This window comes from Dyadobacter sp. HNCC25DJ185 (assembly GCF_056895195.1).
Window position 1 is genome coordinate 76,634 of record NZ_JBXHAR010000013.1, and the last position, 16,704, is coordinate 93,337.

The window sequence follows — 16,704 nt, forward strand, 5'->3', positions numbered from 1 at the left end:
TGAATTCCTCTTCAATTTATTTTTGTCTCCTTCTCACCCAACACGTCCTGAAACGGTGTAGTCACCTGTCTTAGAAACAGATTGTTTGACAAACAGTTCCCCTAAAAAACCGGCAAGAAACAATTGTGAGCCGACCATTATCGCAACCAGGGCAAGAAAAAACAATGGATTCTCGGTGACATTCCGGTAAGGCTGCAGGTTGTAAATGTTATAGATCTTTTTTCCAAGAAGCCAAAAAGCAATAATGCTTCCCAGGAAAAACATAAGGGTACCCAGGCTCCCAAACAAATGCATGGGCCTGCGCCCAAACTTATTGACAAAGGCAATCGAAAGCAAATCAAGAAACCCGAAAATGAACCTTTCCAGGCCGAATTTGGTATGCCCGTACTTTCTCGCGCGGTGCTGGACCACCTTTTCCCCAATATTCGCAAAACCGTTCCATTTTGCAATCACCGGAATATAGCGGTGCATTTCACCGTAAATCGTGATGTTTTTTACAACCTCCCGTCGGTAAGCTTTCAACCCGCAATTGAAATCGTGCAGCGTAACCCCCGAAATGCTCCGGGTTGCAGCATTGAATATTTTGGTGGGGATTGTCTTGCTAATCGGATCATACCGCTTCTTTTTCCAGCCGGAAATAAGGTCGAATTTATCCTCCGCGATCATTTTGTAGAGTTCCGGAATTTCGTCGGGGCTATCTTGCAGATCCGCATCCATCGTAATGATCACGTCCCCCATTGCGGCCTGGAAGCCCGTCTGCAGGGCGGCCGTTTTCCCATAATTCCTTACGAACCGAAAACCACGTATATGCGCGTTTTCGAGCGAAAGCCGTGTGATCACATCCCAGGAATTATCCCTGCTGCCGTCATCAATAAACAAAATTTCGTAAGTGAAACCGTTCTCTGCCATTACCCTTGCGATCCATTCACTAAGTTCCGGCAATGACTCGTCCTCATTGTAAAGCGGGATGACTACTGAAATCTGGATAGCTGAATGGGTCATGAATGGTATACTGGCAATGTCCGGAGGAATTACGCCGCAAAGGTCGTGTTTTTCCTGATCAAAATATTAAATAAAAATCCTTCAATAAATCTTTAAACGCAGGGTGATATGTCTTGCCGTCTTCTTTATAAATGTGCAAAATAGTATTTACAGGCTCTTTATCAAACGGTTGTTGCCGGTGGAAGGTCATCAACTGCCTGAAAGCTTTTTTCCCTTCAAGATGATAAAGGGTCAGTTTTCGCAAGAGGTGCCAACCCGATTTTTCCGCTTTTCTCCTGAACTGGTTTCCCTCCTCTACCGGAAAAAGTATATTAAATCTCCCCTCCGGCTTCGATAATCTGCCAATGGCTTTTAATAACTCCTCAAAGTCCAATGAACCGGCATGGCGCGCTATATTCTTCTTATCAATTGGAGATAAAAGATCTGATTGAAAGAATGGCGGATTGGTAATGATGACGTCATATGGATGCTCAGACTCAAATTCCTGCACAGCGGAGTGGTACAAAGTAATCCGATCGTGAAACGGACTGTGTTCAACATTTTCCCCGGCCTGGTAAAAAGCCTCTGCATCAAGTTCGACCGCATCAATCATTCCATACGAATTTCTCTGTGCAACCATCAAAGAAAGCAAGCCGGTACCCGCTCCGATATCCAGGATCCGGTCGGCACTGTCTACGTCGGCCCAGGCACCCAGCACACAGGCATCCGTACACACCTTCATAGCGCATTGATCCTGCTGAACAAGAAATTGTTTAAACTGGAAAGATGAGTTTTTAGCCATCGTATTATTTTCTTCCAAAATCTGCGGGGTTCTCACCCCAGTATTCCGTTTCCCATTTCAATATTTTGTTATTGAAATGGTTGGTTGCCAGCCATCGTTCAGCCCTCTGCAGCATCTCGAAAACTGGCTTGTTTCTGGGCGTCAGTACCAATTTAGTATTTGCATGTTTTTTCTTTATCCAGCCGATTGCTGTCCTGGAATCACTGTAAATGGGCAGGTCGCTTTCTTTTTTTTGTAGATAAGCCAAACCGTGCACAATCGCCAGAAATTCCCCGATGTTATTGGTCGCGTCTTTGAACGGCCCCTGCAGGAAAATCCTTTCGCCTGTTGCATAGTAAACTCCCTGGTATTCCATATCGCCAGAAGCCGTGTTCCAGGCCGCATCTACCGCTATGCTGTTTTTGATCGGCTGTCCTATGTTCACCGGTGCCACCTTAAGTACTGCCGGTTTACTGTCTCTTTTAGCAACGAATTCCCAATAGTCTCTCTGAATGGCAGTCTCAGCCTCTCCAATAGAATCGAAAGACTTATACCGCGCATCCTCAAAACCTTTAATCTGGGCTTCACATTCCTTCCAGTCTGTAAAAATCCCTGTTTTGCGCCCCTGCCAGACAACGTAATATTTTGTTTTTTTGGCCATAGGATCACGAATTTTCTTCCCAAACCTGGCACAAGCTGACAATCACCTCAACCGCCTTTTCCATATCCTGTACCGAAACCCATTCGAGACGGGAGTGAAATGCATGCTCGCCCGCAAAAATGTTAGGGCAGGGCAAGCCCATAAATGAAAGCCTCGAACCGTCAGTTCCGCCACGGATACTTTGCCTGATCGGGTTCAGCCCAACTCTTTCCATCGCAGTGAGCGCATGGGCGATCACCTGCGGATGCAGATCGAGGACCTCTTTCATATTGCGATATTGCTCCTGCACCACGAATTCGGCAGTGGAATGCGGGTATTCTGCCAGCACTTCATGGGTTATTCTTTTAAGGAAATTCTCTTTCTCAACAAGTCCTGCCGAGTCGAAATCACGGATAATGAAGCTTAGGGTCACTTTTTCCTGAATACCTTCTATCTGCACCGGGTGGATAAAGCCTTGTTTCGCCTCCGTTGTTTCAGGTGAAAGAGAATCCTTCGGAAGACGGGACAGGATATCAGCCCCTATTTTCAATGCATTTTCCAACTTTCCAATCGCATAGCCAGGGTGCGTACTCACACCATGAATTGTGATCCTGACACCGTCGGCTGAAAATGTTTCATCTTCCAATGTACCCACAGCCTCACCATCGACCGTGTAGCCATAGTCTGCCCCGAGTTTGGCCAGATCTACGTGTTCCGTGCCGCGTCCAACTTCCTCATCAGGCGTAAAAAGTATCTTGATAACGCCATGCCTGATATCAGGATTTTGCGTCAGGAATTCAACTGCAGCCATAATTTCGGCCACTCCGGCTTTGTTGTCCGCACCGAGTAATGTACTCCCGCTTGCAGTAACGATATCATTTCCAATCTGTTGATCCAGATCATGCAATTCACCGATCCGCAATACCTGTTTTGGATCGTCCGGCAGAACGATGTCCTCCCCATTCCAGTTACGATGAACAATGGGCACAACATTTGCCCCCGTCACGTCCGGAGAAGTGTCAACATGCGAGCAAAAACAGATCACAGGAATTCCAGACTTATCGGAGGTCGCCGGGATGGTAGCATACACATATCCATGTTCGTCCACATGTGCATCGGTGATCCCCAATTCCTGCAACTCGACAGCCAGCAGATTACTCAGGTTTCGCTGTTTTGTGGTACTTGGGAAACTTGGCGAATTCGGGTCCGATTGGGTATCAATCCGGACATACCTCAGAAAACGTTCGAGAACAGATGTCATAGACTTGCAAGAATGGGTTCAGACTTGTCCGATAATGGAAGACAGATCAGCGGGGGAATAATTGATATTTTTCAGGGTTTTGTCATCGGCAGTTCTGTAAACCAGGTATTTGCCGTTATCTTTTTTGAAATAACATTCTGTTCCCTTTGCCTGGTAATGCGCCACCGTAGCTTCCGCCTCATCAATGGTAAGGCAAGCTTTCGACATATTCGAGCGCTGGACTTCATCGAACAGTTCCCGGAATTTTTCGCCCAAACCAAACTCCAGAACCGCGCCGGACAATACATACTGCAAGTCACAGAGGGCATCAGCCACTTCCACAATGTCCTTTTCCAATATGGCAACTTCCAGCTCCTTCAGTTCTTCAGCGAGTAATGCCACACGTAATCTGCTACGCTCTTCAGAAGGGATGGCTGGTGTTTCAAGGATTGGATGCTTAAACGTCTTGTGAAATTCAGCTACCTGATTAAGGCTGTCCAGTTGTTGCATTTTTAACGGAATTATTATTATAAATGAATGAAGAATGTTACAGGTGCAAAGGTTAACGAAAGACCGCCTGGATCCCAGGCTAAATTGACAATCACCTACATAGACAGATTAGTCTTGAATAATTTAATAGCGATTGCGAGCAGGATGATGCCAAAGATCTTTCTCAGAATATCGGTACCTCCTTGGCCCAGTTTCTTTTCAATCCAATCGGAGGATTTTAATACCAGATAAACAAAGAACAGATTCAACAGTATACCAACCAAAATGTTCGGGATCTGATAGGCTGACCTTAGAGAAAGCAATGTGGTCATGGTAGCTGCGCCGGCAATGATGGGGAACGCAATCGGGACGATCGAGGCTACCCCTACATCCAGGTTATCGTGTTTGAAAATATTGCGCCCAAGGATCATTTCCAAGCCTAAAAGAAACAAAATGATCGCGCCGGCAATCGCAAAAGAGGCGACATCCACCCCAAAAAGACTTAGCAGCCGCTCGCCCAAAAAAAGGAACAGCACCATAATACAACCTGCCACCAGCGTCGCTTTCTCGGACTCTATTTTCCCCAGCTTTCGCCTGAAGTCGACAATAACCGGGAGCGAACCCAATACATCGATAACCGAAAAAAGAATGAGGGTAACAGAAACAATTTCCTTGAAATTAAACATAGCGTCGCTCCGGGTCTGTTCCGCAAAGTTGTTCAAAACCCTCTGGTTACGCAACTTTTTAAGTTTTTAGCCCGAAATAAGCTTCTCAGGAAGCGTTTCCTGGCAGAAAATTCAGGAAGTTATTGAAGTGCTTCTTGTACTTCTCCTCGTCGATTTTATAAAAATAGGCTCCCTTCTTGGAATAACCTTTTTGCTTTTCGTCCAGCTTGACCAACAAATTGGTCGACAGAAGCTTCCGGCTGAAGTTGCGCTTGTCTAGTTCTGTCCCGAAAATGGCCTCATACAGCTTCTGCAATTGCGGGATCGTGAATTTTTCAGGAAGTAATTCAAAACCTATCGGATGTTGCGATGCTTTGTATCTCAGGTGCTGAATCGCCATGTCTACCATGGACCCGTGGTCAAAAAGCAGCTTGGGCAGTTCCTGCATGGAAAACCATTGCGCTTCGAAATTCTTGGAAATCTTGTGATCGTAATCCTCCACGTTGATCAAAGCAAAATAAGCAACAGATACGGTCCTCTCTACCGGGTCCCGGTGCGGGCTGCCGAATGTGTGAAGTTGTTCGAGGTAGATATCCGTCAGATTGGTCAGCTCGTAAAGGATGCGGGAGGATGCACCTTCGAGGCTTTCATCGGGCTGAACCCAGCCACCCATCAACGACCAGGTATGGTATTCATCTTCGATGCCTCTTTTGACTAGCAACAATTTTAATTCCTCACCGTCAAAACCGAAAATGATGGAATCCAGGGCAACAAGACATTTGGTCTGGGACTGGTATTGTTCTAATATATCTATGCGCACAATTTGATGGATGCCGGGTTAAAACTCTATTTTAATTATTAAATACAGACCCCCTCATTTACTACTCATTGATCACCTGGGCGACATTCGGACCAGGAATTCCTGCAATACATCGATTTCCCAGTCGTCGATGGCGGGAAAGTTCGCGATCCTAAAACTCGTATCCTTCTCCTTGCCATAGCCATTCCCTATGATAATGCCCTCCTCTTTCGCCCTTTTCTTGATTTCTGCTACCCGCTCCTTAGTATCTCTGACCGCAATTACCGTATCCGAGCGGACTGCCTTATTTTCAACCATCAACCCGTAACCATTTCCCTCAAGAAACGAATACCAGTTTTTGGCGCGTTCCCGGGTCTGGGAATCTACCTCCGAAATAAGCGGCACCTGCAGCATTACCTTCCCCATGAGGTAAATGCCCAATGTGTTGGGTGTGTATGGCGTTTGGAATTTCAGAAAGTTATCCCTCGTGAAAAGCAGGCTGTTATAATGCCTCCGCTCCCCAACCTGCTGCGCCTGTTCTATTGCGCGGGGCGAAACGATCATCACCGCCATTCCTGCGGGCAACCCAAAGCATTTCTGGACGGATGCATACCAGACATCTGCATCTTGCCAGGGTAAAACAACTCCGGCCATGGATGAGGTGGCGTCTACAGCAATGACGTTGTCGAATTTCTGCCGAATGTCTGCAAAAAACTCATTTGGAACCTTGGTACCATTGGAAGTTTCGTTGTGTGTAATGCAGATCACTTCACTTTTACGAACAGCTGAATCATGCAGAAATACATTTTCATTCAGATCAAATGATCCGTCTGTAGTTTTCAAGGATATTTTGTGCGTGTAATCCATCCATTTTTCTCCAAATGCACCATTGTAAACATGAAGGCTGGAATCGATGATCAGGGATTGTGCAATGATTTCCCAGCATTCTGTTGCCGAGGAAACAAAATAAACTTCGTAATGCTGGGGAACGGCCAGTTTGGTTTTCAATTCGTGGATCGTTTCTTCCAGCATCTGCATAAATTCCTGGCTGCGGTGATTGGCGCTGATCTGTCCGCTTTCAAATGCTTCCTGCAAATAGCCCCTGACCTGGGGATAGACTTTTGAGGGGCCGGGATAAAACGTGATCATGGTGTTATGCATTTAACTTTAAACAAAAAGCATCACAGTCCAGGATTTGTATGCCCCATGCTGTGATGCCTTAAAGTATATTTTATTTCTATAAAAACCCTTCGCGAATCATTGCTTTTTCCAGTTTCTCTCCCAGCCCTGCTGACGCCTTCAATAAAGGCAAGCGCACATCCGAACTGCATATCCCTTTAATTTCCAGACATTTTTTGATCCCGACCGGATTGGACTCAACATATAATAAAGTGTCGAATTCCAGAAATGCCAGTTGCAGTTTAGCAGCTTCCTTAAACCTGCCTTCCAGCGCATGCCAGGTGAGTTCACCAAATTCTTTTGGAAATGCATTGGCGATCACCGAAATCACACCGTGACAACCGACGCTGGCCATTGTTGTCACGAGGTTGTCGTCTCCTGAAAGCAACAGAAAATCCTCAGGCGCCCTCGCAGCCAGTTCCATAGTCTGCTCAAGACTTCCGCACGCATCTTTAATCCCAATGATGTTAGGATGGCTGGCGAGCCTTATAATGGTATCCGGCTTCATATTGACCACCGTGCGACCGGGAACATTATAGAGCAGAACAGGTATAGGAGCTGCATCGGCTATGGCCGTGAAATGCGCTATAATTCCTTCCTGCGTGGGCTTATTGTAGTAGGGGCAGACAGAAAGGATTGCATCGACACCGGTCAGATCGGTTTCTTTGATACAGTCAATAACCGACCTGGTATCATTGCCGCCAATTCCGTAAACAATAGGAAGTGATTTGGAATTATTTTTTATTGTAAATGCCAGTATATCAAGCTTTTCTTTCGAAGACACTGTGGGAGATTCGCCGGTGGTCCCCTGAACCACCAAATAGTCCGTTCCGCCTTCCGTTACCAGGTCGATCAATCTTTTCAGGCCCGGGTAGTCAATTTCATTCTGCTCATCAAAGGGCGTAATCAGCGCGGCGCCGACCCCTTTGAAACGTTGGTCCAATGGCATTATTTACTTATATAATGGTTAGATTCTAAAACGCAAAGTTAGCTTTCTGGGCCGTTTTTCTTCACTAATCACCGAGCATTGCCAAAAATTCTTCTTCGGAGAGAATCGTCACACCTAATTTCCGGGCTTTTTCCAATTTTGAAGGCCCCATATTTGCGCCCGCAAGCAAATAATTCAATTTGCCGGAAACACCGCTCAGTATCCTGCCTCCATTGGCTTCAATCTTATCTTTGAGGTCGTCCCGTTCAAAATTTTCAAATACGCCCGAAATCACAAATGTTTTTCCCTCCAAAACATTGCTCTCGATTTCAATGGGCTTCTCGTCACTTTCCATTTGCAGCCCGGCTTTTTCCAGACGGGCCACCAACTGCTGGTTTTCAGGCACACTGAAATAGGACTCAATGCTTAATGCAATGCGTCCGCCAATTTCCGGGACTGCGGTAAGCTGATCGTAAGTTGCCTGCCGCAGGTTTTCTATAGATTTGAAATAAACGGCCAGCTTTTCGGCAACCGTAGCGCCCACAAACCGGATACCCAATGCAAACAGCACATTCTTAAATGGGGCTGTTTTTGACAGCTCTATCCCTTTCAGAATATTCTCAACCGTTTTTTCCCTAAAACTTATTTTTTTAGCTTTTCCGGTCTCCTCATTCACAATGTTCTTTTCCAGGCCCAACAACTTGTCATAAGTCAGGTCATACAAGTCTGCTGGCGTCCGCACAAGACCCAGATCAAACAATAATTCAATTTTCCCCTCGCCGAGACTTTCTATGTTCATCGCTTTCCGATGAATAAAATGCTCAATCCTGCCTTTCAGCTGTGGTGGGCAATGGCTGTCGTTGGGACAGAAGAATGCCACCTCGCCTTCGTTCCGCTGCAACTCCGAGCCGCATTCGGGACAACGGGTCGGGAAAATGATCGGCTCGGTTGGATAAAGTTCACGCTGGGTCAGGTCCACTCCGGTAATCTTGGGAATGATCTCCCCGCTTTTCTCTACAAACACGGTATCCCCGAGCTTTAATCCCAATCTTTCCAATTCATTGGCGTTATGCAGGGTAGCCCGTTTCACCCGTGTTCCGGAGAGATGGACACCCACAATTTTGTTCAGCGGCAATGCCCGTTCCGTCAGGTCACACAGGTTAGCAACTGGGGTGATCGCTCCTGTCCGCCCCACCTGATAAGTCACCAACCTGAGGATTGCCGGCTTATTTTCGGCTTTGTATTTAAATGAAATTGCCCAGCGAGGGCTTTTGGCGGTAAATCCTAGTTCCCGTTGCTGTTCAAATGAATTGACCTTAATGACAATCCCGTCCGTTGCGAGCGGCAAACTCACCCTTTTCTCCTCCCATTCGTGAATGTACTGAATGACCTCATCAATGTTTCCCACTTTTTTCCAGCCTGGGGATACATTGAATCCCCATGATTTCAGTCCCAAAAGACTCTCCTCATGACTTTTAAAAAAATCCTGGTCGGATAAAAATGAGTAGATATAGCAGTCCAATGCACGCCGTGCCGTTTCGGCAGAATCCTGCAATTTGAAAGAGCCGGAAGCTGCATTGCGCGGATTGGCGTACTGGTTTTCGCCCAGGGTTTCCATTTCCTCATTCAACTTTTGAAATGAGCTGAACGGCATGAAACCTTCTCCGCGAATCTCAAATAATGGCGGTAACTCTTTGGACTTTACGCGGAGAGGAAGCGTGCGAATGGTTTTAATGTTAGTGGTGATCTCATCGCCCCGGGTCCCGTCGCCCCTAGTCACGCCTCGTACCAAGACGCCGTTTTCATAGGTAAAGCTCAATGATATCCCATCAAATTTCAGCTCACAGATGTACTCATAGGCTTCCCCGTCCAATCCTTTCCGCACCCTGTCATCAAAATTTCTTAACTCCTGCTCATTGTAAGTATTGTCCAGCGACAGCATGGGATAACGGTGGTAAACCGTGTTAAACGATTTGGTCACGGTCCCTCCCACTCGCTGCGTCGGAGAATCCGGCTGCATGAACTCCGGGTATTCTTCTTCCAGGGCTTTCAGTTTCTTCAACAGCACATCAAATTCATAATCTGAAACCTCAGACACGCTGTCCTGATAGTAGCGGTCATTATAGTAATGTAGTTTTTCGGTTAGCTCCTGGATTTGCTGTTCGGGGTTCATGGTTCTGAAGGCTGTGTTTGATGATCTGCCCAAATTTAAGACTTATTCTAAATTTTGAGAATCCAGAAATAATTAGGTGACTTTTTGGAATTGGTGAAGTCTGAGGAGTATATCTGATCCAAATCCTATACAATGATTCTTTTCATCAATTTATTTAAATTCGTAAAAATAGGCGACGCTTATGGAAATCATCGACGGAACAGTCTTCTACAATCCAGAACGGATTCAAATCATAAACGGGGAGGAAATGATGGCTCCTAGCCCGTTTTTGCCTCATCAGCGCATATCAAGCAAACTATCTCGGCTTCTCTCCAATCATGTTGATCATTTGAACCTCGGAGAGGTTTTTGTCGCGCCGCTGGACGTCATTCTGGAATATGGGCGCAATTCGCTTCAGCCGGATGTGTTTTTTGTATCGAAAGAAAATAGCAGCATCCTGCAGGATTGGGTAAGGGGCGTTCCTGACCTTGTCATTGAAATTGTTTCCAAAAACAGTGTTAAGCTGGACACGGTCGAAAAGAAAGACGTCTACGAGCATTTTGGCATGCCTGAATGCTGGCTTGTCTTTCCTGAAAAAGCCATGATAGAAGTTTTTGAACTAACCGAAGGCAGGTATCAGCTTTCAGGAACTTACCGGGGCGATCAGGAGGTCTGCTCGCCGGTGCTGAAAGGACTTCATTTTAAGGCTTCCGCCATTTTCTAGCATTCAAGAAGTATTTCACTAATTTCGCCAGGATTAACTTACTTACCATTATAGATTTCCATGGCTGAAATTGCCCCTTCGATACTTGCTGCCGACTTCGCAAATCTTCAGCGGGATGTTGAAATGCTGAATGCCAGTTCGGCTGACTACATCCACGTTGACATCATGGACGGCATGTTCGTCCCTAATATCTCTTTCGGGATTCCGGTTTGCGAAGCCGTTTATAAGCATGCCAGGAAACCCCTGGATGTTCATTTAATGATCGAGCAGCCCGACCGGTATCTTGCCGATTTTAAAAAGGCGGGTGCCTACGGGATCACAGTCCACTACGAGGCTTGTCCCCATCTTCACCGCACGGTCCAGCATATTAAGGAGCTGGGCGCTGAACCGGGTGTTGCGCTCAATCCGCATACGCCTGTTGAAAGCCTGTCTGATATCCTGGGCGATTTATCGCTCGTCCTGATTATGTCGGTCAATCCGGGATTCGGAGGGCAAAAATTCATAGAAAACACCTACAAAAAAATAGCCCGGCTAGCGCAGCTGAGAGAAAGATCGGGGTATTCATTCAAGATTGAGGTCGACGGGGGCGTTAATCCGGACAATGCGCCGCTACTGATCGACGAGGGAGTGGATATACTGGTAGCCGGAAGCTTTGTATTCCGCTCGCCAGATCCCGCAAGGGCCATCGAAACGCTAAAAAGCAGTTAACCAAATATTTCACTTTCAATCAATACCATTTCTCCGGACTCATCTAATGAAACTGGCCAGACACTTTTTCTTTAGTTTCTTGATCATTTTCCAATCCCAGGCAAAGCCTGTTCCCCGATTTATTGAACAGGCTGATGCAAAATTCCCGTTGAAAATCAGCCCCAATGGCCGGCATATTACCGATAGCAACGGCGTACCCTTTCTCATGGTTGCGGATGTAGCCTGGCAGTTGCTCCGCAAACTGAGCCCAGCCGAAGCAATCCATTATATGGACACCCGCAGGTCTCAGTCCTTCAATACTTTTCTGGTGCAGGTATTACCAGCCCTGCCCAACCAACGCAATTACGCCAAGGTTTCCCCATTTTCGGAAAACAACGATCTGACAAAACCTAATAAGCCTTATTTCGATTACCTCGAGAAAGTCATAGCCGCAGCGAAAGAGCGTCAGCTCGTGGTAGGCATTGTCGTATCCCGCAAAAGCTGGAACGCGGTTTTCGATGCCCAAAATGAAGGTACCTGGAAAAGCTACGGCGCTTACGTCGGGAAACGGTTTGCGAAGTTTTCGAACATTATCTGGATCGTCAGCGAAGAAGAGTACCAGAACACTTCCCAATTCAGAGCCATTGCAGAAGGGATCAGATCTGAAGCCGACGGGCAGATACTGGCTTCCCTGAGCACCTGCTCGCCTACCAACAACAATGACAACTCACCCAACCGGTCGGACCTGAAATTTATTATCCCCGACTCCACTGTAACGCCATCGGAATATGCAGCCCTCGCAAACTGGCAGAAAAACTCTGCGGAAGCAGCACTAAGACCATTTTTGATCGCCAATTCAGAATTTCCGAAAGAGATCACAGACCAGTCCGTTTTGATCAGAAACCAGGCTTATCAATCCATTTTGAGCTCAGCGGCGGGATTTTGTCACATGAGCACCATCAAAAATTTCAACCCAACCTGGAAAGTGAACATTACCAAGGACGGCGCAGAATATATTCACGAGCTTGTAAAAATCCTGAAAGGAATTCCATGGGAGTATATGCAACCCGATGATCCCGACTTATTACCCGATTCAGTAGACAAAGCAGAGATTGGTGTGGTTTCACTGTCAAACAAAAGGATGTCGATGCTTTACCTGCCCGATTCCCGGCCGTTAAGACTGAATCTCTCCCATCTTAATGGTACAGAATTTGGGGCAGTATGGTACAGTCCCAGGACCGGGCGAAGATGGGACGGAGGGTTGTACAAGGCTACAGAAGAAGCCACCGTTCAGCCTCCGGATTCGCAACCGGGCTGGGATTGGATCCTGCTGATCGGTACCAAGCAGTAGGTTTGACTTTCCGTCGTATTCTTAATAATATTACTATATTGAAATGCTCGACCGAAACTGGTCAGGCTTGCAGCACCGATGAACCCGTTGATAAGAAGTATTGTATTTTGCCTGCTTGCATTGCATTGGAGCAATGGTTACACTCAGGAGATTTTGTGGGCAAATAAAATACTTGGTTACTCCTCCGAATACCGGCCCGGCCAATATGGCTATGCCAACCGCTCCAAACAAATTCTCGGCCGTCCCAGTAAACTGCCCGATTTCGGCAGCAGCCCCTGCGCCTGGTCCCCGGCAGAGGCGGATGGCCGGAATGAAGAATGGATCAAAGTTGGTTTTGAAAAAGCCATCGCAGCGAAGCAAATTGTGATCGCCGAAAATTTTAATCCCGGCGCTATTTCCCGCGTCTATGTGTACGACGAATCGGGCAAGGAATTCCTGGTATCAGAAACTTCTCCTGCCCAGCTTGCGGTCAAGGGCAGGATGTTCCGGGTTTTCCCGAAACAACCAAATCTGATGATCAATGCGGTCAAGATCGTACTGGAACCCGGAAAAGTATCTGGCTTTAATCAGATCGACGCGATCGGAATCTCTGAAACAACTACCCCAATTGAAGCAACCATCAATTTTGCAGCCGATATGCAGCTCAAATCCCAGAAGGAAAATATGGGCAGAGCGATCAATACAAAAGGCCAGGAAGTAGCGCCAATCATTTCTCCGGATGGAAAAACACTTTATTTCACAAGAAGCAATTACGAGGGAAACATTGGTTATCCCGCCAAACAGGACGTATGGGTTTCGACCTTAAATGACAAAGGCCAGTGGACTGATGCGGTGAACATGGGACCGCCGATCAACAATGCGGGCGACAATGCCATCACCAGTATTTCCGCCGACGGAAAAACCATCTATCTGATCAACATTTACCGCCCCGATGGAAGCATGTATTTTGGTTTTTCCAAATCGTTCAAAACCAAAACAGGCTGGAGCTTTCCGAGGGAGTCGAAAATCATCAATCTCCTAGGGAATGCTACCACGATTGAAATCACAGTTTCTCCGTATGAGAATGTACTGATCATGTCGGTACAACGCGCTGATACCGAAGGTGGAAAAGACCTTTACATTTCATTCCTGCAAAAAGACAATACCTGGTCGGAGCCGCGGAACCTGGGCAATGTGATCAATACTGCCGACTATGAAGGAACGCCTTTTCTTGCACTGGACAACAGGACTTTATATTTTTCCTCACAGGGGCACAGCGGATATGGCGAAGGCGATATTTTCCTGACCAGGCGCCTGGATGATACCTGGCTCAACTGGTCGAAACCAGAAAATCTCGGACCTAACATCAATTCCCCCCTTTGGGATGCATTTATTAATATCCCCGCAACCGGTGATTACGCTTATTTCAGTGCCAGCGAAAAGGTGTTAGGACAGGAAGATATCTTCAGGATACGCATGTCGCCCGAAATCAAGCCGGAGCCGGTGGCCGTTGTAACGGGTACCATCTATGAAGCAGAGACTACCAAACCCGTCAAATCAGAGATAGCCGCGGATATTAAAAAGGACAATGCGTCTTTTGCCAAGGCGAGCTTTGATCCTGAAACGGGAGAATACCGACTGATACTTCCTTTAAAAGAGGTTTATAAAGTCTCTGCGACGAGCGACGGCTACTTTCCCGTCTCGGAAGAACTCGATCTGTCGGAAGAAACCGGCTTCCGGACAATCAAGAAAAACCTGTATCTCCAGCCGATTAAGCCCGGACAACAGATCAGACTAACCAATACCATGTTTACCCAAAGCAGCGCCGAAGTGGTTCCTTCTTCCTATTCAGAGCTGGACCGGATCGTAACCACGATGAATGCCTACCCGACCATGGAAATCCTCCTGGAAGGGCATACCGATAACCAGGGTGAAGTGCAGAAGAATGTGCAGCTATCCAAAGACCGGGTAGAACAGGTAAAAAAGTATCTGCTGTCCAAAGGGATCGATTCCAAAAGAATCCAGACCAAAGCCTGGGGGCCAGCACGCCCGATCGCGAGCAACCTCACCGAGCAGACGCGCCAGCGTAACCGCAGAGTCGAGTTTACCATTCTTAAAATCTGAAAAATATCCTATAAGAGGAAATTTGCTTAATTTCGTCGACATATGATCTGTTGGTCCGATTCCGCGTTTTTACGAACCGGCGACAGCGATCATCAGCGAACAACTATCAATAATGTCCCCAAACTATCCAACAGTAACCCTGCGATCCTGGCTTATCCTTTCCGTCATTTTATTGATGGGCGCTGCTTTAAGACTTTATCAGCTAGATCGTTACAGTATCTTCTTTGACGAGAAAAGTACGATGGTAATTAGTCAGGGAATCGTTCTCGAAGGCGCAAATCAGAAGGAGGTTTTCTCTAATTTAAGATTATCCGATTCGGAATTCTGGAAGACCCCGGCACTGAACTACAAACCTCCTATGGTCCTTCGGTCTTTCACATACCAGGAAAATTATAGTCCGCGGGCATTCACCCCTGCCGAATTTTGGTCACCCAAAACCCTCGCCGATTATTTTGAAGCCAATAACCGGAGTGACATCGGAAACAGTCCTTTTTACTATCTTTTGCTGCATTACTGGACAGTTCTGTTCGGGTTAGCAGACTTTTCAGTACGTTTCTTTTCAGTGATTTTCAGTCTTGGGATCATTGTGCTTACTTATCTTTTTGGAAAAAAGTTTTTTAGCGATACCACCGGGCTGATTTCAGCAGCCATTGTCGCGATCGAACCCTTTTTTATTGCTTACAGCCAGCAGGCCAGAAACTATTCGCTTACCTTTTTCCTTACGCTGCTGGCCACTTATTTTTTCCTGCAGATTATTGAAAACAAAGCTGATAAGCGAAAGACTTTCCTGTTATATGTAGGATATGTTCTCACGGCCGGGCTTGGATTGCTCTCCCACTTTCTGGTGATTTCCGTGTTGATGGCGCATGCGATTTATGCATTGCTGTTTTTACGCTCGATCAAAGGCTGGATCCGGATGGCGGTTTCGGCTGTGCTGGCACTTTCCGGCGTGACATTGTGGATGCTCTATGGAGGTGGACAATATACCTTATCAACTTTGAGCTACCAGGCTGATCTCTACAAACGGATGGGCGAAACGCGGCCATATAATAATCCGTTCGGCATCATTCTTCCCGCAACCGTCAAAAACGTATTTCACGAGTCGCTTCCGATCTTCTCCGACCTGGTGATTTTTACCCATGGAATGACGGACGCGCTGGCAGGGAAAAAAAATGTCATCCTTGCTGTCTTGATCGGGGTGTTGCTCATCATCTGGTACCGTTTCAACAAACGGATCAGCCTACCGGCATGGTTTACCAGCTGCTTTCCTTACATCCTCATCGTTTTGGGAATGGCTATTTACACTAATCACAGACTGCAGTTCGGAATCCTGTCTGTAAGCATATTTGCACTTTCTTTTATCCCTGATATCCATCTGAAAGCCAGTGACACACAAAGGAAAAGGCTCTGGATGCTTTACATGATGGCCTTGTTCCCAACTTCATTTCTAATCATTATGGCCTTTAAAGGAGGACATACCCATGGATTAACGCAACGTTACTCTGGGTTCTCGTTCCCCTATGTAATCATTTTACTGAGCCTTCTTCTGCAATATTTCAGAACATTGAAAGTAGAATTCCAGCTGATCCTGTATATTTTTCTGACAGCTCAGCTCTATTTCGTCGCTACAAAGCTAAGAGAGTTCTATCAGGACCGTTCGCCCAAATATGGCTACTATGATCCGGCCCGGGTCCCAAATCCGTATTATGCGGCTGCAAAGAAAATTGAAGCGCAATATCAGCCGGGGGACACCGTCTTCTACCCAACCCCGCGTTACGAGATCCTTTCAGAAATGGACCGCACGTTTTTACCCTATTCTATCCAGGACGCACAGCTCACCAACCTCTATTTACCCAAAAATGCCCAGTATATCCAGGCTATGGATATGGAACAGGCCGACAAGATCTGGCTCAAAAAAGCAGGCACCGGTAAGTCTGTGGAGATCATGAACCTCAGAGGGTTACGGTACGGATCTCAATAAACGG

Annotated in this window: 15 protein-coding genes; 5 read left to right on the forward strand and 10 right to left on the reverse strand. The window is 46.7% G+C overall.

Annotated features, from left to right (window positions below; genetic code table 11):
- Positions 1-33 precede the first annotated feature (33 nt).
- From AC1XUF_RS29145 to ligA, 10 genes are all read right to left on the reverse strand, one after another.
- Positions 34-1,002 carry a glycosyltransferase family 2 protein gene (locus AC1XUF_RS29145; protein WP_483345394.1) on the reverse strand — a complete coding sequence of 323 codons (969 nt, stop codon included), beginning with the start codon at positions 1,000-1,002 and terminating at the stop codon, positions 34-36.
- Positions 1,003-1,060: 58 nt separating this feature from the next.
- A complete protein-coding gene (locus tag AC1XUF_RS29150; protein ID WP_483345395.1) occupies positions 1,061-1,783 on the reverse strand; it encodes a tRNA1(Val) (adenine(37)-N6)-methyltransferase in 723 nt (240 codons plus the stop codon).
- Between the two features lie 4 nt (positions 1,784-1,787).
- Complete coding sequence (locus AC1XUF_RS29155) at positions 1,788-2,423, reverse strand: ribonuclease H1 domain-containing protein (protein ID WP_483345396.1); 636 nt, start codon at positions 2,421-2,423, stop codon at positions 1,788-1,790.
- A gap of 4 nt (positions 2,424-2,427) precedes the next feature.
- On the reverse strand, positions 2,428-3,663 hold the full coding sequence (gene pepT / locus AC1XUF_RS29160) for a peptidase T (RefSeq protein WP_483345397.1): 1,236 nt from the start codon (positions 3,661-3,663) through the stop codon (positions 2,428-2,430).
- Between the two features lie 18 nt (positions 3,664-3,681).
- A complete protein-coding gene (locus tag AC1XUF_RS29165; protein WP_483345398.1) occupies positions 3,682-4,152 on the reverse strand; it encodes a pyrophosphohydrolase domain-containing protein in 471 nt (156 codons plus the stop codon).
- A gap of 95 nt (positions 4,153-4,247) precedes the next feature.
- Positions 4,248-4,817 (reverse strand): MarC family protein, encoded by a 570-nt coding sequence (locus AC1XUF_RS29170; RefSeq protein ID WP_483345460.1) that lies wholly within the window; start codon positions 4,815-4,817, stop codon positions 4,248-4,250.
- Between the two features lie 85 nt (positions 4,818-4,902).
- Positions 4,903-5,616: an NUDIX hydrolase gene (locus AC1XUF_RS29175; protein ID WP_483345399.1), complete on the reverse strand. Its 714-nt coding sequence runs from the start codon at positions 5,614-5,616 to the stop codon at positions 4,903-4,905.
- Positions 5,617-5,688: 72 nt separating this feature from the next.
- Positions 5,689-6,744 carry an aminotransferase class V-fold PLP-dependent enzyme gene (locus tag AC1XUF_RS29180; RefSeq protein ID WP_483345400.1) on the reverse strand — a complete coding sequence of 352 codons (1,056 nt, stop codon included), beginning with the start codon at positions 6,742-6,744 and terminating at the stop codon, positions 5,689-5,691.
- Between the two features lie 88 nt (positions 6,745-6,832).
- Complete coding sequence (gene dapA, locus AC1XUF_RS29185; protein WP_483345401.1) at positions 6,833-7,723, reverse strand: 4-hydroxy-tetrahydrodipicolinate synthase; 891 nt, start codon at positions 7,721-7,723, stop codon at positions 6,833-6,835.
- Between the two features lie 64 nt (positions 7,724-7,787).
- Positions 7,788-9,875 carry an NAD-dependent DNA ligase LigA gene (gene ligA, locus AC1XUF_RS29190; protein WP_483345402.1) on the reverse strand — a complete coding sequence of 696 codons (2,088 nt, stop codon included), beginning with the start codon at positions 9,873-9,875 and terminating at the stop codon, positions 7,788-7,790.
- 181 nt (positions 9,876-10,056) lie between these two features.
- Between ligA and AC1XUF_RS29195 the strand changes: the two genes are divergently transcribed.
- The 5 genes from AC1XUF_RS29195 (at position 10,057) to AC1XUF_RS29215 (ending at position 16,700) form a co-directional block, all read left to right on the forward strand.
- Positions 10,057-10,578, forward strand: a complete 522-nt coding sequence (locus tag AC1XUF_RS29195; protein ID WP_483345403.1) for a Uma2 family endonuclease — start codon at positions 10,057-10,059, stop codon at positions 10,576-10,578.
- 60 nt (positions 10,579-10,638) lie between these two features.
- Positions 10,639-11,286, forward strand: coding sequence for a ribulose-phosphate 3-epimerase (gene rpe / locus AC1XUF_RS29200; protein ID WP_483345404.1), 648 nt, complete (start codon positions 10,639-10,641; stop codon positions 11,284-11,286).
- A gap of 46 nt (positions 11,287-11,332) precedes the next feature.
- Positions 11,333-12,616 carry an apiosidase-like domain-containing protein gene (locus AC1XUF_RS29205; RefSeq protein WP_483345405.1) on the forward strand — a complete coding sequence of 428 codons (1,284 nt, stop codon included), beginning with the start codon at positions 11,333-11,335 and terminating at the stop codon, positions 12,614-12,616.
- A 78-nt stretch (positions 12,617-12,694) separates the two neighbouring features.
- A complete protein-coding gene (locus AC1XUF_RS29210) occupies positions 12,695-14,719 on the forward strand; it encodes an OmpA family protein (protein WP_483345406.1) in 2,025 nt (674 codons plus the stop codon).
- Between the two features lie 112 nt (positions 14,720-14,831).
- On the forward strand, positions 14,832-16,700 hold the full coding sequence (locus tag AC1XUF_RS29215; protein WP_483345407.1) for a glycosyltransferase family 39 protein: 1,869 nt from the start codon (positions 14,832-14,834) through the stop codon (positions 16,698-16,700).
- Positions 16,701-16,704 lie beyond the last annotated feature (4 nt).